The organism is Macrococcus sp. 19Msa1099 (genome assembly GCA_019357535.2).
GTDB lineage: Bacteria > Bacillota > Bacilli > Staphylococcales > Staphylococcaceae > Macrococcoides > Macrococcoides psychrotolerans.
On record CP079955.1, the window covers coordinates 625,936 to 647,808 of the forward strand.

General features: G+C 37.5%; 24 protein-coding genes. 20 read left to right on the top strand and 4 right to left on the bottom strand.

Annotated features, from left to right (window positions below; all coding sequences use genetic code 11):
• Positions 1-59 precede the first annotated feature (59 nt).
• Genes KYI10_03270 through KYI10_03315 form a run of 10 tightly spaced genes read left to right on the top strand, consistent with a single transcriptional unit; the run spans position 60 to position 7,917 of the window.
• The gene (locus KYI10_03270; GenBank protein QYA33466.1) at positions 60-1,055 is read left to right on the top strand and encodes an ABC transporter ATP-binding protein; all 996 of its coding nucleotides are present in this window, start codon (positions 60-62) and stop codon (positions 1,053-1,055) included.
• Positions 1,055-2,059, top strand: coding sequence for a dipeptide ABC transporter ATP-binding protein (locus KYI10_03275; protein QYA33467.1), 1,005 nt, complete (start codon positions 1,055-1,057; stop codon positions 2,057-2,059). The genes KYI10_03270 and KYI10_03275 overlap by 1 nt, the downstream gene beginning before the upstream one ends.
• Entirely contained in the window at positions 2,040-3,005 is a 966-nt protein-coding gene (gene opp4B, locus KYI10_03280) for an oligopeptide ABC transporter permease (GenBank protein ID QYA33468.1), read from the top strand. The genes KYI10_03275 and opp4B overlap by 20 nt, the downstream gene beginning before the upstream one ends.
• Before the next feature lie 10 nt (positions 3,006-3,015).
• Positions 3,016-3,933: an oligopeptide ABC transporter permease gene (gene opp4C / locus KYI10_03285; GenBank protein QYA33469.2), complete on the top strand. Its 918-nt coding sequence runs from the start codon at positions 3,016-3,018 to the stop codon at positions 3,931-3,933.
• A 10-nt stretch (positions 3,934-3,943) separates the two neighbouring features.
• Complete coding sequence (locus KYI10_03290; protein QYA33470.1) at positions 3,944-4,087, top strand: hypothetical protein; 144 nt, start codon at positions 3,944-3,946, stop codon at positions 4,085-4,087.
• A gap of 10 nt (positions 4,088-4,097) precedes the next feature.
• Positions 4,098-4,370, top strand: coding sequence for a hypothetical protein (locus tag KYI10_03295; GenBank protein QYA33471.1), 273 nt, complete (start codon positions 4,098-4,100; stop codon positions 4,368-4,370).
• A 52-nt stretch (positions 4,371-4,422) separates the two neighbouring features.
• The gene (locus KYI10_03300; protein QYA33472.1) at positions 4,423-4,674 is read left to right on the top strand and encodes a DUF2087 domain-containing protein; all 252 of its coding nucleotides are present in this window, start codon (positions 4,423-4,425) and stop codon (positions 4,672-4,674) included.
• A gap of 1 nt (position 4,675) precedes the next feature.
• Complete coding sequence (locus tag KYI10_03305; protein ID QYA33473.1) at positions 4,676-6,241, top strand: ABC transporter ATP-binding protein; 1,566 nt, start codon at positions 4,676-4,678, stop codon at positions 6,239-6,241.
• A gap of 4 nt (positions 6,242-6,245) precedes the next feature.
• Positions 6,246-7,124 (top strand): ABC transporter ATP-binding protein, encoded by an 879-nt coding sequence (locus tag KYI10_03310; GenBank protein ID QYA33895.2) that lies wholly within the window; start codon positions 6,246-6,248, stop codon positions 7,122-7,124.
• Complete coding sequence (locus tag KYI10_03315; protein QYA33896.2) at positions 7,114-7,917, top strand: ABC transporter permease; 804 nt, start codon at positions 7,114-7,116, stop codon at positions 7,915-7,917. Before KYI10_03310 ends, KYI10_03315 begins: the two co-directional genes overlap by 11 nt.
• Positions 7,918-8,115: 198 nt before the next feature.
• Here the strand turns inward: KYI10_03315 and trpS are convergent, their stop codons facing one another.
• Entirely contained in the window at positions 8,116-9,108 is a 993-nt protein-coding gene (gene trpS, locus KYI10_03320; GenBank protein ID QYA33474.1) for a tryptophan--tRNA ligase, read from the bottom strand.
• 420 nt (positions 9,109-9,528) lie between these two features.
• Here trpS and spxA point away from each other — a divergent pair, with 420 nt between their 5' ends.
• From spxA to pepF, 4 genes are all read left to right on the top strand, one after another.
• On the top strand, positions 9,529-9,924 hold the full coding sequence (gene spxA / locus KYI10_03325; GenBank protein QYA33475.1) for a transcriptional regulator SpxA: 396 nt from the start codon (positions 9,529-9,531) through the stop codon (positions 9,922-9,924).
• A 126-nt stretch (positions 9,925-10,050) separates the two neighbouring features.
• Complete coding sequence (gene mecA, locus KYI10_03330; protein ID QYA33476.1) at positions 10,051-10,713, top strand: adaptor protein MecA; 663 nt, start codon at positions 10,051-10,053, stop codon at positions 10,711-10,713.
• A gap of 66 nt (positions 10,714-10,779) precedes the next feature.
• A complete protein-coding gene (locus KYI10_03335) occupies positions 10,780-11,775 on the top strand; it encodes a competence protein CoiA family protein (protein ID QYA33477.1) in 996 nt (331 codons plus the stop codon).
• Between the two features lie 35 nt (positions 11,776-11,810).
• Positions 11,811-13,619 carry an oligoendopeptidase F gene (gene pepF / locus KYI10_03340; protein ID QYA33478.1) on the top strand — a complete coding sequence of 603 codons (1,809 nt, stop codon included), beginning with the start codon at positions 11,811-11,813 and terminating at the stop codon, positions 13,617-13,619.
• A 326-nt stretch (positions 13,620-13,945) separates the two neighbouring features.
• On the opposite strand, the gene KYI10_03345 is transcribed toward pepF, so the two are convergent.
• From KYI10_03345 to KYI10_03355, 3 genes are read right to left on the bottom strand one after another with little or no spacing between them, the layout of a single operon-like run.
• Entirely contained in the window at positions 13,946-14,728 is a 783-nt protein-coding gene (locus KYI10_03345) for a ClpXP adapter SpxH family protein (protein QYA33479.1), read from the bottom strand.
• Between the two features lie 15 nt (positions 14,729-14,743).
• Complete coding sequence (locus tag KYI10_03350) at positions 14,744-15,115, bottom strand: globin (protein QYA33897.1); 372 nt, start codon at positions 15,113-15,115, stop codon at positions 14,744-14,746.
• A 41-nt stretch (positions 15,116-15,156) separates the two neighbouring features.
• Positions 15,157-15,741 carry a CYTH domain-containing protein gene (locus tag KYI10_03355; GenBank protein QYA33480.1) on the bottom strand — a complete coding sequence of 195 codons (585 nt, stop codon included), beginning with the start codon at positions 15,739-15,741 and terminating at the stop codon, positions 15,157-15,159.
• A 148-nt stretch (positions 15,742-15,889) separates the two neighbouring features.
• On the opposite strand from KYI10_03355, the gene KYI10_03360 reads away from it, so the two are divergent.
• The 6 genes from KYI10_03360 to KYI10_03385 are packed head-to-tail and all read left to right on the top strand — an operon-like array spanning position 15,890 to position 21,761.
• Positions 15,890-16,231, top strand: a complete 342-nt coding sequence (locus tag KYI10_03360; protein ID QYA33481.1) for a hypothetical protein — start codon at positions 15,890-15,892, stop codon at positions 16,229-16,231.
• A 14-nt stretch (positions 16,232-16,245) separates the two neighbouring features.
• Entirely contained in the window at positions 16,246-16,872 is a 627-nt protein-coding gene (locus tag KYI10_03365; protein ID QYA33482.1) for a GTP pyrophosphokinase family protein, read from the top strand.
• 11 nt (positions 16,873-16,883) lie between these two features.
• Positions 16,884-17,681, top strand: a complete 798-nt coding sequence (locus tag KYI10_03370) for an NAD kinase (protein QYA33483.1) — start codon at positions 16,884-16,886, stop codon at positions 17,679-17,681.
• On the top strand, positions 17,678-18,571 hold the full coding sequence (locus KYI10_03375) for an RluA family pseudouridine synthase (GenBank protein QYA33484.1): 894 nt from the start codon (positions 17,678-17,680) through the stop codon (positions 18,569-18,571). Before KYI10_03370 ends, KYI10_03375 begins: the two co-directional genes overlap by 4 nt.
• The gene (gene mgtE, locus KYI10_03380) at positions 18,546-19,922 is read left to right on the top strand and encodes a magnesium transporter (GenBank protein QYA33485.1); all 1,377 of its coding nucleotides are present in this window, start codon (positions 18,546-18,548) and stop codon (positions 19,920-19,922) included. The genes KYI10_03375 and mgtE overlap by 26 nt, the downstream gene beginning before the upstream one ends.
• Positions 19,923-19,931: 9 nt before the next feature.
• Complete coding sequence (locus tag KYI10_03385) at positions 19,932-21,761, top strand: monovalent cation:proton antiporter family protein (protein ID QYA33486.1); 1,830 nt, start codon at positions 19,932-19,934, stop codon at positions 21,759-21,761.
• The last annotated feature ends 112 nt before the right edge of the window (positions 21,762-21,873 follow it).

Sequence of the window (21,873 nt, forward strand, 5' to 3'; positions counted from 1 at the left end):
AAAAACCTCGATCCTTATCGAGGTTTTTTTTAAGAAAGAAAGAATGAAGGTGGGAGAATATGAGTGATAGAAGAATTATAGAGGTTAATGATCTAGAGGTTGGATTCGATATCAAAGGTAAGTTCTACAATGCGGTCGATGGCGTATCATTTAGTATAGATCGTGGCGAAGTGATGGGCATCGTTGGTGAATCAGGATGTGGGAAATCTGTGCTTAGTATGTCACTTATGAAACTACTCCCTGAGAAAATTTCTAGAATATCTGGAGGAGAAGTTATATATAAGGGTGAGCATATTGAAAAGAAAACCGAAGAAGAAATCAACAAATTTCGTGGTAAAGAAATTTCGATGATCTTCCAGGAGCCGATGACTTCCTTAAATCCAGTTTTCACAATTGGAAATCAGCTGATTGAAATGATTCAATTACATTTAAAGTTAAATAAACAGCAAGCACGAGAACGTGCAATAGAATTATTAAGACAAGTTGGAATCCCTCGTGCCGACAAGATTGTTGATGAATACCCCCATCAGCTATCAGGTGGCATGCGTCAGCGTGTTATGATTGCGCTTGCTATATCATGTATGCCAAGCTTACTCATTGCTGATGAACCAACCACAGCTTTAGACGTAACTGTTCAAGCTCAAATTCTAGAATTACTGAAAGATGTTCAGACAAAGACGGATATGTCAATTATCTTTATTTCTCATGATTTAGGCGTAATTTCAGAAGTATGTGATACTGTTGCGGTGATGTATGCCGGACGTATAATTGAAAAGGCAACGGTTGCTGAAGTATTTAAGAACCCAAAGCATCCATATACTCAACTTCTACTTAAATCGATTCCGAAATTAGATGAAGAAGTAGAGCGTCTTGAAACGATTAAGGGCATCGTACCTTCCATCACGGAATTAAGATCTGAAGGATGTCGTTTTGCAGAGAGATGTCCATTTGCAATGGATCATTGTTATACAACTACACCAAGGGCGTCGGAGTTTGAAACAGGACATGTAGCATATTGTCATCTATATACTGACGCTAAGGAGGTTGTGAAGTAATGGAGAAAAAAACGATATTAGAAGTTAAAAATTTGAAACAGTATTATCCAATCAAAGGCGGTTTCTTTAAACGCACAGTAGGTCACGTAAAAGCTGTTGATGGTATATCTTTCAAGATATTTGAAGGAGAGACAATGGGTCTTGTCGGTGAGTCAGGTTGTGGTAAGTCAACAGCAGGTCGTACAATATTAAGGTTGCAAGATGCAACAGATGGGACAATCGACTTTCTCGGACAAGATATTACACAGCTCAAAGGTAAAGAATTAAGAGAAGCGCGAAAAGGATTTCAGATGGTCTTTCAGGATCCCTATGCATCACTAAATCCTATGCAGATGGTTGGAGATATTGTTGGTGAACCTATTAGAAATTATTACGGAAAAAAGATGGATGAAATTGAGGATGAGGTTAAGGATCTGCTCAATCGTGTAGGTTTAAATGAAGATGCTTATTACCGCTATGCTCATGAATTTTCTGGTGGACAGCGTCAAAGGATAGGAATTGCACGTGCACTTGCATTAAAACCTAAACTCATCATAGCAGATGAACCTGTTAGTGCCTTGGACGTATCCGTACAATCACAAGTATTAAATATTATGGATGATTTACAGAAAGAGTTTAATCTAAGCTATTTATTTATTGCTCATGACTTAAGTGTAGTGAAACACGTTAGTGATTATATTGGTGTTATGTATCTTGGGCACCTTGTAGAACAAGGGCCAGCAGATGAAGTATACAATAATCCACAGCATCCGTATACGAAAGCACTCATTTCAGCAATACCGGAGATCGATCCTGAAAAGCGTAAAGAGCGTATTATATTAAAAGGTGATCTCCCTTCACCTGCTGATCCACCATCGGGATGTCCGTTCCACACAAGATGTCCTGTAGCAAAAGCAGAGTGTAAGACGATTAAGCCGAGAAGTGTTCAATTAAGTGAAAGACATTATGCTTCTTGCATCTTACTAGAGGAAGGGAGTGCTATAGATGGTTCAGTTAATCATTAAGCGTCTACTATTAATGATTCCGTTATTATTTTTAACATCAATTGTTATATTTGGAATTTCAAAGCTTCAACCAGGAGATGCATTTACTGGGATGGGTGATCCTAAAAATGCTAAATCTGAATACATCGAAGCACAGCGTGAAAAGCTTGGGCTAAATGATCCGATTCATGTACAATACATGAAATGGGGTAAGAACGTAATTAAGGGAGACTTAGGTGATTCTATTCGTTATAAGCGACCAGTTATTGATTTAATAAAAGAAAGAATGCCGAATACAATACTGTTAGGTGTGGTTACTTTAATTATTACATATCTTGCAGCATTTCCATTAGGTATCATTTCTGGACGTAAGCCTTATACGTTTATAGATTATGCGGTTCAATTCTTTAATTATCTCATGCTTGCTGTACCATCATTTGTAGCTGGTGTGTTTGCAATTTATATCTTTGCATTCAAATTAGGGTGGTTCCCATTTTCAGGATCGGTAGCAATCGGGCTTGAAGATGGTTCATTACAATATTATTTAAGTAAGCTATACCATGCAATACTACCAGGAACAATATTGGGGATTCTGTCTACAGCAAGCTATGTTCAGTTTCTACGTAATGATATCATTGAAAATTCACGTAAGGATTATACAAGAACAGCACGTGCAAAAGGATTATCTAAGTCAAAGATTTATAATAAACATATCTTAAGAAACTCGATAATTCCAATCGTTACTTTCTTTGGAGCAGATGTATTGTCAATCTTTGGTGGGGCAGTTATCACTGAAACAATCTTCTCTTATCCGGGTATCGGAAAATTACTCGTAGATTCAATCAGTGGTAAAGATTATCCTCTGATGATGGCGTTATTACTATTCTTCTCTTTCTTAGGGTTACTTGCGAACTTAATCTCAGATATCGCATACAGCATTGTTGACCCAAGAATTAAGAGTAACTAGGAGGATGACTATGAATACAGTAAAAACTGAAACAGTAAACGTAAAACCTAAAAAAGTAGCCAAGTCACCTCTGCAAATTGCACGTGCAAAATTTATGAAAAATAAACTTGCGATGGGCGCATTGATAACTTTACTATCAATCTTTATTATTTCATTGTTATCGCCCCTTATCGCCCCATATGATCCGAATCTTCAGAACTTAGTACTTATTAAAGGTGATATGAGTCCGGAGCACTGGTTAGGAACAGATGCCGGTGGACGTGATATATTAAGCCGATTATTATACTCAGGACGCGTGTCATTAATCTTTGGACTTGTAACAACAGTAGGGTTACTCCTTATTGGTATATTGATTGGAATGATCTCGGGATACTACGGTGGATGGGTAGATACGATACTCATGCGTTTCACTGAGTTCGTAATGTTATTCCCGTTCCTACCATTCGCTATCGTATTAAACGCAACATTCAGCGATAAGATTAAAAACCCATACGGTTCAGCAATGATCTTAGCAGCAGTATTAATCGCGCTGTCGTGGGTCGGAATTGCAAGGCTCGTACGTGGTAAAGTGATGCAGGAGAAAGAAAATGAATATTTTTTAGCCGCAAAATCAATCGGAACACCAACATATAAGATTTTATTCAAACACCTATTCCCGAACATCTTAAGCGTTATTATCGTACAGGCAACATTATTATTCGCAGTACAGATTGTAGCAGAAGCAGGATTGAGTTTCTTAGGATTCGGTATCGATAAAGCTACACCGACATGGGGGAATATGTTATCTGACGCGCAAGAAGGGGATATCCTGCGTGGGAAACCATGGATCTGGATGCCACCAGCGATTGCGATTACAGTAACAATCCTTTGTATTAACTTCATCGGTGAAGGTATTAAAGATGCAATGAACCCTAAATCAAATCGATAGAGGTGATAATATGACAGAACATCACGATGACAGAGAAATTCGTTATGATGAAGACGAACTGATTACAGAACAGGAAGTGTCTGAAGAAGAAATCACAGAACGAAAGATCGAAATTGAAGAAGAAATCATTGAACATGATCGTAAGTTGATTTAGGAGTGAGGATATGAAAGTAGATATTACTGGAAATCATGACATTATTTCAAATCCATTACTTGTGCCGTCTGTTATTCAGATAATTGCACTTAAAAATGCATTGGTTACAGGTATAGGACTATTACAAAATCATGAAAAACAAGATGATAGAATTTCAATAGATTTACATCATGATGGAGAAGTTGAAGAGACCACTCTATTGGAATTTAAAACTCAACTTGAGCAGATGCTCATAAGTTATTTCAAGTTTGCAAAATTTGAAGTAATAGTTGAAGTACTTTGAAAATAAGCGACTGATAACATAATCAGTCGCTTATTTTTATAAGGAGGTTTATATGGAAGATTTAAGGTTAAGATTTTTCAAAAATAATAAACTGGTACAAATTCCAAAGAAAGAAAAAGATAAAATATTATTGTTCGATTGGTTTGTCACTCTGTTTAATCATACTAAAACGTATTCAGAAAAAGAAATCAATGAAATAATCAAAGCATACTACGATGATTATGCAATAATCAGAAGGTACATGGTAGATTACGGATATTTGAAACGAACAGATGATGGGAAGTGCTATGAAAGGGTGAAGTGAGGTGGACGGTCTTTTTAAAGAAAATAAGAAGCTTTTAATCATTACTTTTATTTTTACTTTAATAACTGCACTGCTGACAGTATCTGTACCATTACTGCTTACAACTGTATTTGGTGAGAATTATAATATCAATAAAAGCACGCTTTGGTTAGTCATCATTTTCATGTTCATAACATACGTCATTCAAATTGTCATGGTGTATATTAGAGAGCATTTTGCCTATTCGTTTAATGTAAGCCATACGCATAAATTGTATCGACTGATGCATAAAATGAACTATGATGATCTACTTCAAAAAGAACCGACATATCTTATTGATCGATTTGCTATGATTGTAAACAGTTTCTATATGTTTATCGCAAATAGCATTACCAGTTTAATGAGCAATATTATTATTTTGCTTGTATGCCTTGCGATTGTACTGAAAATTAATTTATGGCTTGCAGTCATATTGTTTATACTGATTCCTATCAACTACTTTGGATATAAACTGATCAATAAAAAATTGATGGAAAAAAGTAAGGTTATGCAGCAGCAGACATCTACAGGGTATAAAGAAATCATTGGTGTATTTAATAATGTTGATATGATTAAACAAGCGACATATGAACGTATAGAAAATTTAATCAGACCTTCTGTTCATCGTATATTTCATTCGATGAAAGAAGTAAATAAATTCGCGCAAAGCACGAGTTTAATGATTAAGTTATTAAACAGCTTTATTCAGAATATGATGTATTTTGTACTCGCTTATTTTATCTATACAGGACAGACTGAAGTAAGTGCGCTTGTTATTGTGAGTATCGTATTACCGATATACTTTGTATCATTACAAGCATTTACAAGTATCAACTTAGAATATCGTGATATGCAGGTGTCCAATGAATTTATTACAGATGAAATTTTGCCTGTAGTTGAAAAAGAAGGACATAAAAGCATTGATGGAATTGATAAAATAACAATTAAAGATGCAACTGTTAAAATTGGCGATCGTATCTTTCAATATCATGTGGACGAGACATTTAACAAAGGTGATATCGTCTTTGTTACAGGCACGTCAGGAAGTGGGAAGAGTACATTGATGAAGAGCTTATTAAAGTATAGAACAAGTTCAGGCGTAATGATTAATGAACAAAGTGTCAATGAACTTAATAATCAAAATTTACGTGAACATATTTATTATCTTTCTCAGGATAGTTCCATATTACCGATATCAATCAAGCATAATATCGCATTCGGGAAAGATGAAAGTGCGATTGACTGGGATATGATGAGCGGTCTGGATGTATTACAGTCAGTATTAACACATCATAATTTAGATGAAGTTATCTATGAAAAAGGTACGAACTTCTCAGGTGGAGAAAAGCAGCGTATTATGATTTCACGACTATTCCATGAACAGGTAGACTGTGTCATTTTAGATGAGGTGACAAGTAACATTGATAAAGCCTCACAGCAGATGATTCTGGAATCAGTGTTAAAGTATTGTAATGACAAAATTGTATTTATAATCTCTCATGATCCGGAGGTCGAACGATTTACAAATAGAACGTTAAAGGTGGGGTGACGAAGTGCTTGCACTGGAAGTTCAAAATTTAAGTAAAGTATTTAAAAATAAGAATGATGTTGTAAATGCGGTAGATAATGTGTCTTTTAGTATTCAAAAAGGAAAGATAACTTGTCTGCTCGGTGAAAATGGTGCTGGGAAGTCTACATTAATTAAATGCCTTGTAGATTTGATTATTCCGGATAGGGGAACGATTCATTACTATATTGGTAATAATCCATTATCTCAGATAGGATGTATTCTAGAAGGAGAACGAAACGTTTATTATTATTTAACGGTGTACGATAATTTGTTCTATTTTGGCAAGTTAAATAAATTAAGACGTAATCAATTGAATCATCGAATTGATGAAGTGCTTGAGGTATTAGATTTATCGCATAAGAAATTTACTTATGTAGCAGAATTATCGAGAGGGATGCAACAAAAAGTTGCGTTAGCAATAGTTATGATTCGCGATCCTGAGCTCCTTATACTTGATGAACCTACACTTGGCTTAGATGTGCAATCTACAAATAGTTTGATGGAATACTTATTGAAGTTAACGAATGCAGGAAAGACCATCATCTTAACGACACATCAAATGGACGTTGCCGAACAGCTCGCTGATCAAATCATCTTATATAAGGATGGTCGTATTATAAAAGACATATCTAAACAGGAATTATTTGCTTCATTTCAAAATGAATCTTATGTAAATATCGTTACTGATAAGAAAGTAACAGGATATATAAGCGAAGATATGATCTATCGAATAGATATGAATATATTATCGAAATTTATACAGAAAGCAAATGAACAAAATATTCAAATCAAAGAAATCACGACCGAGAGACAAGATTTGAAATCGATATTTGTACAAGTGATGGGTGAGTATGATGATTGATATACTATATGCAGAATTTATCAAGTTTAAAGGAATGTTCAAGCGATATTATGTGGATTCTATTGCTGAAATTATTTCATATTTGATATTATTTTCTGGTCTTACTTATGCAGTAGTGACAAGGGATAGTGGGAATAGCAATATTGTTGCACAGTTATTGATAGGAATATTTGTATGGTATATCGGTATCAATGCAATCGCAATATTTACTTTTATATTACAAGAAGAGATGCAGCTGGGAACTCTTGAACAAATTTTTCTGACCAAGACAAATTTAAATTTAATGCTGCTTGGTCGAGCAATTGCAACGTTTATTTTTGATGCAATTGGAGGCATAATACTGTCATCGGGAACATTATTGTTTATCTTTATCTTCTCACCTGATTTAGTTAAAGGACACTTTAATCTTATACCGTTACTCAATCCATTAATGATACTTATATTAATATTGACGATGTTAGGAATATATGGGTTTTCATTTTTGTTAGCTGGTCTATCCATTATTTTTAAAAGAATATCTGCGATTACTGTTATTTTGAATTATATATTTTTATTTTTTACGGGTGTATTAGTTAGTGGCAATAATTTACCGTTCGTATTAGATATTTTTTCAAAATGTTTACCGATAACATGGGGTATTATTAATATCAATGCTATATTTGATGGAACTGTTTCAATAGGTGAGATAATAATGCTCATTATTAATTCGTTTGTATATTTTGTAATTGGTGTGATAGTGTTTAATCGTTTGTCATATTATGCAAGAAAGAAAGGATCACTCAATCAATATTGAGATGCACGTATGCATGATGGATGGTGCTTAATGGTAAGATTCTGCATTTACTAGAGTATGTTTGATCACAACTACTCGGAAACGCCCAAATACTCATCTGTTTGTGCACAAAATGCCCAAACACTAACCTATATGGGCACAACACTATGAAAACGCCTGAACCATCACCGGTTCAGGCGTTCTTAATTGAACTTTAACTTACCTTCTCTTTCTTCCGAGTCCCATTGCGTTTTCCATTTTCTTTAACATCTTGAATGATTTCTTACGTGCTTTCTCAGCACCTTCGTCTAATATTCTGTCTAATTCCTCAGAGTTCATATAATACTCATATTTCTCCTGGAATGGCGTAATAAATTCAACCATGACGTCAGCAAGATCGGATTTAAAGTCGCCATATCCTTTGCCTTCATACATTGCTTCAAGTTCGGCGATTGTCTTACCGGTAAATATTGAATAGATGCTGAGTAGATTCGAGATACCTGGCTTATTTTCCTTATCATATTTCACAATTCCGTCAGAGTCTGTTACTGCTGATTTAATTTTCTTAGCGACAGTGTTTGGCGGGTCTAGTAATGAGATGAATCCTTTCGTGTTGCTGTCAGATTTACTCATTTTCTTCGTCGGTTCCTGTAAGCTCATAATTCTGCCACCGACTTTAGGCATGCGTATCTCAGGGATTGTGAAGATGTCGTTGTAACGTGCGTTGAAGCGTTCTGCTAAGTCGCGTGTTAATTCCAGATGTTGCTTCTGATCTTCACCAACGGGTACGATGTTCGTTCCATATAAAAGAATGTCTGCCGCCATTAGTGGTGGATATGTAAGTAATCCTGCAGGTATGCCTTCTTTACGGTCTTTCGCTTTATCTTTGTATTGTGTCATACGTTCTAATTCGCCGATTGATGAGATGGTAGTCAGCATCCATCCAGCCTGAGCATGTGCCGGGACTTCTGACTGAATGAAGAGTGTCACTTTTTCTGGGTCGAGACCACTTGCTAGGTAAAGGGCTGCGAGTGAGCGGATGTTCTTACGTAGTGCCGCTTTGTCCTGTGGTACTGTGATAGCATGCTGATCAACGATGCAGAAATAGCAGTCGTACTCATCTTGTATCTCTGTAAATTGCTTCAATGCGCCGATATAGTTACCAATTGTCGGAACCCCGCTCGGCTGTATACCTGAGAATAATGTTTCCATTTGATTAACTCCTTTGATTAAGTTTCATCTATATTATTATTCATTGTACTATAAAATATACATTATCGAAATATGACGATTGTGAAACTTTATGAAAACGTATTGTTATTATTGTTTGATGGGTGTATAGTGTAAGAGTAAATATTAAAAGTTTTATTTAGGTTCTTGCTTAAGATATAAATAAGGCAAAAATGTGAATTATCTGAAAGTAATATAAAATCTTTTTAAAATATTAGAGAATTCTCATTTAATTTTAATGTTTACGTATTATAATGACATTATCAGGTTAGGAAAGACAAATAGTTTAAAGATTTGTCAAATCATATGTTTAACGTCCCGGTATTCGGGTATATAGGTAGAGTACACACCTCGTATGAAAGAACTAACCGATAAATCTAAACAATTAGGAGAGTGAGATGTATGGTAACATTATTTACTTCACCAAGTTGCACATCTTGCCGTAAAGCGAAAGCATGGTTACAAGAACATGACATTCCGTATACGGAGCGTAATATTTTTTCAGAAAACTTATCAATTGATGAGATTAAAGCGATTTTAAGAATGACAGAAGATGGTACAGATGAAATTATCTCTACACGTTCTAAGACATTCCAGAAATTAAATGTAGATATCGATTCATTACCATTACAAGATTTATACGATATTATTCAGAAGAATCCTGGATTACTTCGTCGTCCGATTATTTTAGATGAGAAACGTCTTCAAGTTGGATACAACGAAGATGAAATCAGAAGATTCTTGCCACGTAAGGTTCGTACATTCCAATTATTAGAAGCACAACGTATGGTAGAGTAATATTGATATAAAAAGAGGTGCCTGCATTTTGCAGGTACCTCTTTTTATAAACAGTTTTATTGTAGGAAATCTTTTCTTCGTGTACAATGATATTACCATTCATACATAGGATTGGAGGAATGACTCATGAGAATAGAGCGAGTGAATGAATCAACTTTAAAATTTTATTTGACATATACTGATATTGAAGCGCGTGGTTTCAAGCGTGATGATCTGTGGACGAGCCGCAAGAAAGGTGAGGAATTCTTCTGGTCTGTGATGGAAGAGGTTAATGAGGAAGAGGATTTCTTTTTCGATGGTCCGTTATGGATACAAGTCCATGCCTTTGATAAAGGAATTGAGGTTGTTGTAACAAAATCTAAGAATGATGATCTGCAGTTACCAGAAGATGACAGTGACTTAAATATAGATGAGAAAGTGAATGATTTTATTAATAATTCAATGCACAACGATTCTGAACTACGTGATTTACTCAAGCGTGCGTCAGAAGAATCGACAGAACAGTTCTTTATTGTACACTTTGATGATCTGGAAGATTTGATTCAATTTAGTTATCATAATTATGAAGATGTAGACATTGAAGACTTATTGTATATGTATGAAGGTAAGTATTATTACTATGTAGAGTTCGATGACCATATGTCAGAAGATGCGATTCATAGTTATATTGCACATATGCTGGAATATGCGGATGAGACACAAATCTCTCATGAACAGCTTGATGAATACGGTAAGATTGTGATGAGTCACAATGTAAAGCGTCAAGTAAAGCAGTATTTTAAACAGTAATCTTTACAAAATCTTATAGAATCAAAACAGCACTTTCTGATATATATCATCAGGAGGTGCTGTTTTTTGATTCAGGCGATGAATAGCAACGGAGAATTAGTACAAGCACAGTTTGCAGCGCGTAATCAACATTATTATTGCCCGGTATGCCACCAGAAGGTTGTGCTGAGAAGAGGAGAGATGAAGATTCCTCATTTCTCGCATATTTCAACACATGATTGTTTCAGTAACGTCTACCGTAAAGAATCGCTCAGTCATCTGCAAGGGAAGTATATGCTTTACCGCATGTTCGGGGCACATCAAGCATCTCTTGAATACTTTATCAGTGAGATTGAGCAGATTCCTGATATTATGCTGAACGAAGGGGTTGCATTAGAACTTCAGCTATCAGTAATCCCTGCGCGAATAGTTGCAAGCAGGACAGCAGGCTATCAGTCGCTCGGCATGAAAGTGTGCTGGATTACCGATTATCGTTCGCTTAAGATAGAGGAAGATATACTCATATTGAATTATTTTCAGCAGTCATTGATCTATTATCCGTCACATACTTTGTTTGTACTGGACATTGCAGATGAGACACTTTATGCCCTGAAGATTCAGCAAGTAGTGGGGCGTTTTAAATATAAGGTGCAGCGGTTTACAGTGCAATCAAAGGAAGAGCTCTTCCATCATATGATACACTCACTACTGAAATCGGCACATAAGGTGATGAACGATAGAGACGTGCAGCAGTATATTAGAAACTGCGTTGCGAGACGTTCTGTATTAGAACCGACATTAAGTGCCCTCTATCAGCTGAATATTCACAAGGACAATATACCTTTACACTATCGCATCATTCTGCCTGAGCAGATACTGTTGAATGCGCATCCAATCTATTGGCAGCTGGAACTGGAACGTATGGTTCATCATGATGCGTTTACATTAGAGGCATTCAGTTCGGTATTGAATATTCATCCTGCAGCACAGTGTTATGGTCATGAACTTTCTTTATGCACACACATTTTACAAGAATATTATCGGATATCGAAGCAAATACGTGCAATTTCTGCGAAAAAATGAGAAAATTAAGATAAATTTATTTTAGGAGGATATTTATGTCAGAACTGATTACTAGAGATGAACAGAAACTAGAGAATACATGGGACTTAACTACAATCTTTGAAAGTGATGACGCATGGGAAAGTGCCTTCAAGAAGCTTGAAGGATACCTCGGCCGAGAAGAAGAAATAAAAGGGAAAATCGGTGATAGTGCAGAAAACTTATTAGAAGCATTGCTATTAGATGCTGAAATCGATGAACAGCTCGGAAAAGTTTATGTATATGCACACTTAAAGCATGATCAGGATACTTCAAATGCGAAGTATACAGCATTTGAACAGCGTGCTGCAAATTTAGCGAGCCAGTTCAGTGCACGCTGGAGCTTTATGCTGCCTGAATTGATGTCGATTGACGAAGCGACTTTAAAATCTTATGTCGCTGAGCTGGATGGCTTACAGCGCTTTAAGTTTGATTTAGAGCGCATCAATAAGAAGCGTCCACACGTGTTAAGTGAAAGTGAAGAGAAGATTCTTGCAGAAGCGTCTGAGGCATTATCTGCGTCGACAAACACATTCGGTATGTTTAACAATGCTGACTTGAAGTTTGATAACGTCAAAGATAAAGAGGGGAACAGCTTACCATTATCTCACGGCAACTATATTACCTATCTAGAATCAGATGACCGTGTGTTAAGAGAGAATGCATATAAAGAAGTGTATTCAAAGTATGGACAGTTCAACAATACGTTAGCACAGACATTAGCAGGTAAAGTGAAGGCGAGTGTATTTTCAAGCAAAGTTCGAAACTACGAAAGTGCACGTGCACAGGCCCTGTCTAACAATGATATTCCAGAATCGGTTTATGATAATTTAGTGCAGACAGTGAATGATAACTTGCACTTATTACATCGCTATACGAAGCTGCGTAAGGAATTACTTGGATTAGATGAAATGCATATGTATGATATGTACACGCCAGTAATTCAGGATGAGAAATTCGAAGTGACATATGAAGAAGCGAAAGCGTGGATGCTGAAAAGTTTAGAACCGATGGGATCAGAGTATACAGATGTCATCAAAGAAGGTTTAACGAATCGCTGGGTGGATGTTTATGAGAATAAGGGCAAGAGAAGCGGAGCATACTCTTCAGGTACGTTCGGTACTAATCCATTCATCTTAATGAACTGGACAGATAGTGTGAACAACACATTCACCTTGACGCATGAATTCGGACATAGTGCACATAGTTATTTCTCAAGAAATAATCAGCCGTCAAATATGTCAGGCTATTCTATCTTCGTAGCAGAAGTTGCTTCAACTTGTAATGAAGCATTACTTGCTGATTATATGTATAAACATCTAGATGATGATAAGAAGAAGCTCTATTTACTGAACTATCAGTTAGACGGATTCCGCGGTACAGTGTTCAGACAGACGATGTTTGCAGAGTTTGAATATTTAATTCATACACTTGCTGAACAGAATGAGCCGTTGACAGCAGAGCGACTAAACGCAGAGTATCGCAAGTTAAACGAGAAGTATTACGGGGACGCTGTAATTACAGATGACTATATTCAATATGAATGGAGCAGAATTCCACACTTCTATTACAATTACTATGTGTATCAATATGCAACTGGATATAGTGCAGCATACGCATTAAGTAAGAAGATTTTAGAAGAGGGGCAACCAGCAGTTGAAAAGTATATCAATGAATTCCTGAAAGCCGGAAGTTCTGATTATCCGATCGAAGTGCTGAAGAAAGCAGGTGTCGATATGAACGAAAAAACACCAATCGAAAATGCATGTAAAGTATTTGAAGAACGTCTGGATGCATTCGAAGCATTAATTAAATCAAGGTCGTAACACTCGCGAACAGACACGCGCAAAATCACGAAAAGATACAAAGACTTTGTGAAATCGTTTACAATATGTCTATTTTGTGAACTATAGATAAAAACGTTGAAATGAACAATCACACATGTTATATTTTATACATGAAATTGATCACATACCAAACATACCCCTTTGTTTGAGTGAAAGATTTCTCCCATCCCCTTTGTTTAATACCGTGTATACAGACACGGTATTTTTTTTATGCCTTCTTTTAAAGTTAACATATAGTAGATAAAATCACCCGGACAATACTGAGGATACGTATTGTTCGGGTGATTTATTTTTGAATATAAATTCTATATACTGACCTTTCTCCAGAAAAGATCATGGTCATAGTGGACATCTTCTATTAATCGCTGCATCTTCAATTTACGTAGTTCATTGATGAGCAGAGGTTTCGGCCATTCATAGATGACTTCGAGCTCTGATTCACTGACGAGCTCCTGTTCGTTGATATAGTCCATGAGTTTTGGTGGTAGTTCTTTTTCTATAGGAACATCCATCAATTCACTGATAATATACGTATAGATTGAATAGTTCTGAATGCCTTCCACCTTCAACCCCTCATCTTCGAAGTTTTCATTGAAGAACACGAGTGTCGGTGTATAGTTGACATCCATTTCGTTCGAAATATGCTGATCGCATTTTAGTGATGTAGTCACATGACTGCTTTTAATATCCTCTAAGAATACTTCAACATCAATCCCTGCTTTGTCCGCTGAATGGAGTATCAGTTCTTTGGTGATGATATCCTGTTTAGGCATAATAGCATTCTGGATGTAGTTCAAAAAGTGTGCAGCCTTTTTGCGACCTTGCAGTTCAGCGGCTTTAAATGCAAGTGCGATATTATCATCGATTGTCGTACTTTGCGCCTGACATTTAGTCAGGACTTTCAAGCTCGGCAGAAGAATCTGCTTAATGTCGACAAACTGATTATATTCTATTTGTAGCTTACGAAGTAACGATTTCATCTGCCATGAGTCCTTACAGAAGGGATCGAAGAAAGAATAGATTTCGATTTTCTTCTTAGGCATCAATGGTTCATATTGTTTTTCGCGTACAAGCTGTAAATGATTCATTGTATTCACCTGCAATTAATATTCAGCATTTACCATATGTTCTGCTGTTAATGTCAGCCTTTGTAATAGATACGTTCTGACATCCTTATCCATATCCACTTCATGTGCTGCCCTGTACATGTTCTCAAGCCATGCGTCCTTTTCTTGTGAACCGATAGTAAACGGCATATGTCTGCCACGTAGCATTGGATGACCATGCTCATCTGAGTATAGTGTAGGTCCACCAAGAAATTGTGTTAAGAATTGTTTCTGTTTACGGCTCGTTTCTTCGAAGTCGCCAGGAAACAGATGGTTGATACGTGTATCATGTGCGACATATCGATAGAAGATATCAATCATCTCATACAACGTTTCCTGACCGATTTGTTCAAATGGCGTGTTCAATATGCCAGCTCCTTTTTAACTAAATATATCATGTATATTCCTTTTTAAAAGTTTTTTGCTTGTAACTGCACGAAATGATCATAGAATCGCTGTACTTTATTTTTACTTACAGAAACAGGGATACTGTGCTGTTTTAGTAAGTTATCGAATATTTGTTTACCGCTATCGTAATCTGAGACTTCATATTCAAGTTCGAAGTCTTCTGTATCCAGATAGGCACTGGCATCAAGTACAAGCAGGCCGGATTCGTATTCCGTCTCCATGCGTTCAGTTGATAATGCGCCGAATACTTTCAGCGGTGCGTGGATATCCCGTCTGATCAGTTCACTGCGAATGGGTTCCGGTAGCGTATCTACTTCATAGAAATCTTGTGTTAGATCGCTATCATCAAGTGGAATATTATATTCCATGACGCCAATCTGCTGAGGAATCTTCAATGTCATCTCTTTAAGCTTTCCGGCGTCTCTTATGCGCAGTGCGATGTGCTTATCTCTAAGCTTGAAGTCTTTCGTATCCATATAGAAGTTGGTCTGCGTAAAAGGCGATACGTCTTTAAAGTAAAGTGATTTAAGTAAGGCATAGCTTTCATAGTTAAGCATGTTCTTGAATTCGATTTCCAGGTGATTCATCGTGAGCCTCCAATAATAAATGTTAACTTTATTATGCGAAAACTGTACTTTTAAGTAAAGAAATTAACATATTTTATATAGAAATTATCAATCCGTTAAAGTTATGTGCCGTTTTATGTTAAAATATTGTTGTTAAGGAGTGGATATTATGAATTTACATGTCAACGAAATCAAACTGGAAGATAACAAAGTCAAGATATATACAGAGGAATCACAACTGGACGTTACAGCAACAGGAACAATGGTCGTAGATAGTGATCATATGCAGTTTGTCTATCTGCTGGATGATGGGGAATTCCATCACTTACGATTTGTCCAGGAAACATGGCCGATGTTAAAGCAGTATCAGGATAAAGACTGGTATCTATACGGAACGCTACAGTTAGATAACTTTAAGGAAGAACTGCAGTTTCTGCTTGAGAACATAGAAGGTAACTATAACTATGGGAAAGAATTTACAGAGAGTGTTGAGCATGCATTTGAATTGTAGGACGGAGTGAGCGTATGAATCAATGGGATTTATTCTTGTCGCCGTATTATCAGGCGGTTGATGAACTTAAAGTGAAGCTTAAAGGCATAAGGAAACAGTTTATTAATGAAGGTAAATCATCACCAATTGAATTTGTGACCGGACGCGTAAAGCCGGTACCAAGCATTATCGAGAAAGCGAATACGAGAGGAATCGCATTTGATAAGCTCAGTGAAGAGATGTATGATATTGCGGGTTTAAGGTTGATGTGTCAGTTCGTAGATGATATCGATGTTGTCGTTAATATGCTTAAAGCAAGAAGTGACTTTGAAGTCGTTGAAGAGCGTGATTATATCAAAGATACGAAGGAAAGCGGATATCGCTCGTATCATGTCATCATCAAGTATCCGATAGAAACGTTATCGGGCCAGAAGTTTATTCTTGCAGAAATTCAGATTCGTACACTTGCCATGAATTTCTGGGCAACGATTGAACATACGCTGCGCTATAAGTATAGTGGGGACTATCCACCGGAAATCAGAACGAGACTGGAACGTGCGGCTGAAGCTGCATTTCTGCTGGATGAAGAGATGTCTGAAATTCGTGAAGAAATACAGGAAGCACAAAAATATTATACCGAACAACGCAGCGAAAAACGCTAAGAGGTGAAGCGATGAGATATGCAATATTGACTAAAGGTGACTCTAAGAGTAATGCTTTAAAGCAGAAGATGGTCAGTTATATGAATGACTTCAATATGACAGAAGATACAGCGACTCCTGAAATTGTCATCTCTGTTGGGGGAGACGGGACATTACTTCAGGCGTTTCATACATATAGTCATCAACTGGAAGAAACGAGTTTTGTTGGTATACATACGGGACATCTTGGCTTCTATGCAGACTGGCTCCCGCATGAAGTGGAAAAACTGATCATTGCAATCAATAATGATTCATTCCAGGTCATCGAATACCCGCTTGTTGAAGTTGTTGTCAGATACGATGAAGGTAAGGCGAGTCGATATCTCGCACTGAACGAAGCTACTGTAAAGACGCATAATGGTGCAACGCTGGTCGCAGATATAAGTTTAAGAGGTGAGCTATTTGAACGTTTCAGAGGCGATGGATTGTGTATTTCAACACCGAGCGGCTCTACGGCATATAATAAAGCGCTTGGCGGTGCACTGATACATCCTTCATTGGATGCAATTCAAGTGACCGAAATTGCTTCGATTAACAATCGTGTGTTCCGTACAGTCGGTTCACCGCTCGTACTCCCTAAACATCATAATTGTCAGGTGGAACCTGCAAATCCAATCACATTACAGCTTACATTTGATCATATCACTGCGGATCATAAAGGTGTTTCGTCGATACAGTACCGTGTTGCGGATGAGAAAGTGAGATTTGCACGATTCAGACCCTTTCCTTTCTGGAAACGTGTGCACGATTCATTTATCGCAAGCGAATGAAACAGCTTACTTATGCAGTGACAGAACAGATAACAGTTAAGAAATTTCTTCAGAACCATCAATATAGCAGAAAGAGTATAAGCGCCATTAAACAAAATGGTGCTTTACTTGTTAATGGGCGTCAGGTGACGGTGCGATATGAGATGCATAAGGATGATACTTTAACTGTCTGGCTCCCTGAGGAATCAAGAAGTAAAGCACTTATAGCAAGTCATATTCCAATACGAATACACTATAACGATGAGTATCTGATCGTTGTGTCTAAACCCCCTTTTATGAATACGATACCTTCAAAGCAGCATCCGCATGACAGTTTGATAGAAGCAGTATATGGTTATCTGGAAACGCACGGTGATAAGAGCGTGCTCCATCCAGTCAGCAGGTTAGATCGTGATACGAGTGGACTTGTTGTATTCAGCAAACATCAGCTGACCCATCATCTGTTAACAGGGAAGATAGAGAAATTCTATATTCTCATTGTTGCAGGTCATGTGAAAGACCATGGTAACTATGTCTATCCGATTGACAGAGCATCTGATTCTATCATTACACGTACTGTTGCTATTAACGGACAGCATGCACGTACAGAATATCATTTAATAGATTATGATGCAGTGTTAGATATAAGTCTTGTACACGCAAAGTTACATACAGGTAGAACGCACCAGATTAGAGTGCATTTCAGTGCAGCTTTACATCCGCTTGCTGGAGATAGCCTCTATGGGGGCAATTCATTGATGAATAGACAGGCGTTACACGCAGCTGAAGTACGCCTGACCCATCCGATTACAGGGGAAAAGCTGCATATTCTTGATGCCCTACCGGAGGATCTTGAAACATTATTAGTAAATATGGAGGTACATCATGGCAGAACAAGATTTTATGACTGACGAAGCAATGTATGATAAAGCATTGCTCGATTCACTCTTATTGAATAATGAAATAGATGCATTTCGCGATGAATTCCTGGAACTTCATACATACGACCAAGGAGCATACTTTACCGAAGCAGATGATGAACTGAGAAATCAGATGTATCATTTATTATCTCCGAAAGAAGTCGCAGAGTTGCTTGAGACGACAGAAATGGAAGATGAAGATTACGATCATATCTTCGATACGATGGATGCACGTTATGCCAGTGATATGCTGTCTGAAATGTCATTTGATAATGCGGTCGATCTACTGAAGATCTTACCGAAAACAAAAGTTGCAAGCTTACTGCTGTTGATGGATAAAGACGCTTCAGAAGAAATTAAAGCGTTATTGCATTACGAAGAAGATACAGCTGGAAGTTTGATGACAACTGAATATATTTCAATTTCAGAGATGATGTCCGTGCGTGAAGCAATGATTCATGTAAAGGAGCAAGCACCAAAAGCTGAGACAATCTATGTCATCTTTGTGCAGAACGACAAAAAGAAGCTCGTCGGTGTTATTTCACTCAGAGAATTAATTGTAGCAGAAAATGATGCATACGTAGAAGAAGTGATGAATGAACGTGTTATCAGTGTCAATGTTGCTGATGATCAGGAAGATGTTGCGATGATTATGCGAGATTATGACTTTCTTGCAGTACCTGTCGTTGACTATCAGAATCATCTGCTCGGGATTATTACGATTGATGATATCCTCGATGTTATTGACGAAGAAGCGAGTGAAGACTACTCTAGACTTGCCGGTGTCAGCGATATTGACTCGACGAAAGATACGGTCTTTACAACAGCACGCAAACGATTGCCGTGGCTGATGATTCTAACGGTACTTGGAATGATTACAGCAACGATCCTTGGCAATTTTGAAGAGACGCTGGAGAAAGTAGCACTGCTTGCAGCTTTTATCCCAATTATCGGGGGAATGGCCGGGAATTCTGGTACACAGAGTCTGGCGGTTGCAGTGCGCGGGATTTCTACGGGTGAAGTGGATGAGCAGAGTAAAGTAAAGCTCGCACTCAGAGAAGCGGGATCTGGATTGCTTTCAGGATTGTGTTGTGCGGTATTATTGTTTATTATTATTGTATTGATTTATCAAACGCCGATTCTTGCACTCATCGTTTCCTTTAGTTTAACGATTGCGATGACGGTGGCAACATTGTCTGGTGCATTGGTCCCGTTACTCATGCACAGAATGAAGATAGATCCTGCAGTTGCAAGTGGTCCTTTTATTTCGACAATCAATGATATTATCAGTATGCTGATCTATTTCAGTCTTGCAACGACATTTATGAGCTATTTAGTTTAGGAGGGTTATATGGAAAATCATGACCAGTTAATTTCACTCGTTGTAGTCGTAGTATGTGCGTTTTTAACGCCGATACTGCTCAATAGACTACGTATTACATTCCTGCCGGTTGTTGTTGCAGAGATATTGATGGGGATTATCGTCGGAAAATCATTGTTCAATTGGGTAGAAAGAACAGAGATGCTGAATATCTTATCGACGCTCGGCTTTATTTTCCTTATGTTCTTAAGTGGTCTGGAAATTGACTTTAAGACATTTAAATCAAAGCCTGGCACTAAAAAAGGAAAAGAACCGAATCCTTTAATTTTAACGCTCTCTATATTTCTCGGGATACTGTTGTTAAGTATTGGCGCTGCCTATCTCTTTAAATGGGCCGGACTTGTTGATGATGTCTTGCTGATGGTTATTATTATCTCGACAATTTCGCTTGGTGTCGTTGTACCGACATTAAAGGAAATGAATCTGATGCAGACGAGTATCGGACAAATCATCTTACTTGTAGCCGTAATCGCAGACCTAGCGACAATTCTCCTGTTAACGCTCTATGGAACATTGCATGCAGAAGGGGATTCTCCGGTATGGCTGATCGGGATACTCGTCGTATTCACTGCACTCTTCTATGTGATGGGGAACCGTCTGAAGAAGTTAGAGTTTCTGCATAATTTAATGGCAGGAACAACGCAGATTGGAATACGTGCGGTATTTGCTCTTATTCTGTTACTTGTTGCACTTGCTGAAAGTGTCGGTGCAGAGAATATCCTTGGTGCCTTCTTAGCGGGATGTGTCGTGAGTTTACTCGGTCCTGACAAAGATATGGTCGACAAGCTTGATTCATTCGGCTATGGGTTCTTTATTCCGATATTCTTCATTATGGTAGGGGTGGACCTCGATATTCCATCATTATTTATGGATCCATCGAAGCTTGTGTTAATCCCCATCCTATTCATCGTATTCTACTTGACGAAAGCGATACCCCTTGCAGTATTGCTCAAGTGGTATGATAAGCAGACGGTGCTTGCATCAACCTTTCTACTGACTGCAACATTGTCACTCGTTATCGCCAGTGCCAAGATTGCTGAGAGGTTAGGTGCGATAGATAGTGCAACATCAGGAACTTTGATTCTTGCAGCAGTGATTACTTGCGTGATCGTGCCCGTCTTCTTTAAGAAGCTCTTCCCGGTGCAGTTAAGCGAAGAGAAAGTCATTCGAATTGCATTTATCGGAAATAATCAGCTCTCGATACCTGTAGCACAAAGCTTTAAATCAGCGCTGTATATACCAACAATTATCTACAGGAAGAATAACGATGCACGTCAAATCAGTGATATCGATGTCATTGAGATCGATGAATATACTTACGATGAATTAAATTCAATCGGATTGTTCGATTTTGATATCGTCGTATGTTCAGCAAATGATGAATCGATTAACTGCAGTGTGGCACTGATGGCAAAAGAAGAAGGTGTTGAGCGTGTTATCTGTCGCGTAGAATCCAAGAAAGAAGACGATGAACTATTGGAGGCAGATATTGAAATCTTCAGCGAATTCCAGAGTACGAAGACATTGCTGAAAGGTCTGATCGAATCACCGAATATGCTGAATTTATTGTCTAACGTAGAGACATCACTGTATGAGATAGAAATGTTGAATACGCGTTATCATGAAATGCGTCTACGTGAGTTTCCGTTCAGCGGTGATATTATCTTCGTCCGCATACTACGCGGCAAAGATTCAATCGTGCCTCATGGAGAAACCGAATTACACTTTAAAGACCGTCTTATCGTAACAGGGTCAAGAGAGTATGTAGATGAAATTAAACGGGAACTCGAATTGTTCTAAGTTTACAGTACGCCTGAAGGAAACTTCAAGGCGTATTTTTTATTGAAGTCTCCAATTATTATTTCTTAAAAATATATTATTTTTTACTGAAATTCAAATGAACTTCTGATAT

What these genes read in the sequence shown, in the direction of transcription:
- spxA (QYA33475.1), top strand. Translation starts at nt 9,529, where the DNA reads ATGGTAACATTATTTACTTCACCAAGTTGCACATCTTGCCGTAAAGCG.
- KYI10_03275 (QYA33467.1), top strand. Translation starts at nt 1,055, where the DNA reads ATGGAGAAAAAAACGATATTAGAAGTTAAAAATTTGAAACAGTATTAT.
- trpS (QYA33474.1), bottom strand. Translation starts at nt 9,108, where the DNA reads ATGGAAACATTATTCTCAGGTATACAGCCGAGCGGGGTTCCGACAATT.
- mgtE (QYA33485.1), top strand. Translation starts at nt 18,546, where the DNA reads ATGGCAGAACAAGATTTTATGACTGACGAAGCAATGTATGATAAAGCA.
- KYI10_03345 (QYA33479.1), bottom strand. Translation starts at nt 14,728, where the DNA reads ATGAATCATTTACAGCTTGTACGCGAAAAACAATATGAACCATTGATG.
- KYI10_03375 (QYA33484.1), top strand. Translation starts at nt 17,678, where the DNA reads ATGAAACAGCTTACTTATGCAGTGACAGAACAGATAACAGTTAAGAAA.
- KYI10_03370 (QYA33483.1), top strand. Translation starts at nt 16,884, where the DNA reads ATGAGATATGCAATATTGACTAAAGGTGACTCTAAGAGTAATGCTTTA.
- KYI10_03385 (QYA33486.1), top strand. Translation starts at nt 19,932, where the DNA reads ATGGAAAATCATGACCAGTTAATTTCACTCGTTGTAGTCGTAGTATGT.
- opp4B (QYA33468.1), top strand. Translation starts at nt 2,040, where the DNA reads ATGGTTCAGTTAATCATTAAGCGTCTACTATTAATGATTCCGTTATTA.
- KYI10_03295 (QYA33471.1), top strand. Translation starts at nt 4,098, where the DNA reads ATGAAAGTAGATATTACTGGAAATCATGACATTATTTCAAATCCATTA.
- KYI10_03290 (QYA33470.1), top strand. Translation starts at nt 3,944, where the DNA reads ATGACAGAACATCACGATGACAGAGAAATTCGTTATGATGAAGACGAA.
- pepF (QYA33478.1), top strand. Translation starts at nt 11,811, where the DNA reads ATGTCAGAACTGATTACTAGAGATGAACAGAAACTAGAGAATACATGG.
- KYI10_03365 (QYA33482.1), top strand. Translation starts at nt 16,246, where the DNA reads ATGAATCAATGGGATTTATTCTTGTCGCCGTATTATCAGGCGGTTGAT.
- opp4C (QYA33469.2), top strand. Translation starts at nt 3,016, where the DNA reads ATGAATACAGTAAAAACTGAAACAGTAAACGTAAAACCTAAAAAAGTA.
- KYI10_03300 (QYA33472.1), top strand. Translation starts at nt 4,423, where the DNA reads ATGGAAGATTTAAGGTTAAGATTTTTCAAAAATAATAAACTGGTACAA.
- mecA (QYA33476.1), top strand. Translation starts at nt 10,051, where the DNA reads ATGAGAATAGAGCGAGTGAATGAATCAACTTTAAAATTTTATTTGACA.
- KYI10_03355 (QYA33480.1), bottom strand. Translation starts at nt 15,741, where the DNA reads ATGAATCACCTGGAAATCGAATTCAAGAACATGCTTAACTATGAAAGC.
- KYI10_03270 (QYA33466.1), top strand. Translation starts at nt 60, where the DNA reads ATGAGTGATAGAAGAATTATAGAGGTTAATGATCTAGAGGTTGGATTC.
- KYI10_03315 (QYA33896.2), top strand. Translation starts at nt 7,114, where the DNA reads ATGATGATTGATATACTATATGCAGAATTTATCAAGTTTAAAGGAATG.
- KYI10_03360 (QYA33481.1), top strand. Translation starts at nt 15,890, where the DNA reads ATGAATTTACATGTCAACGAAATCAAACTGGAAGATAACAAAGTCAAG.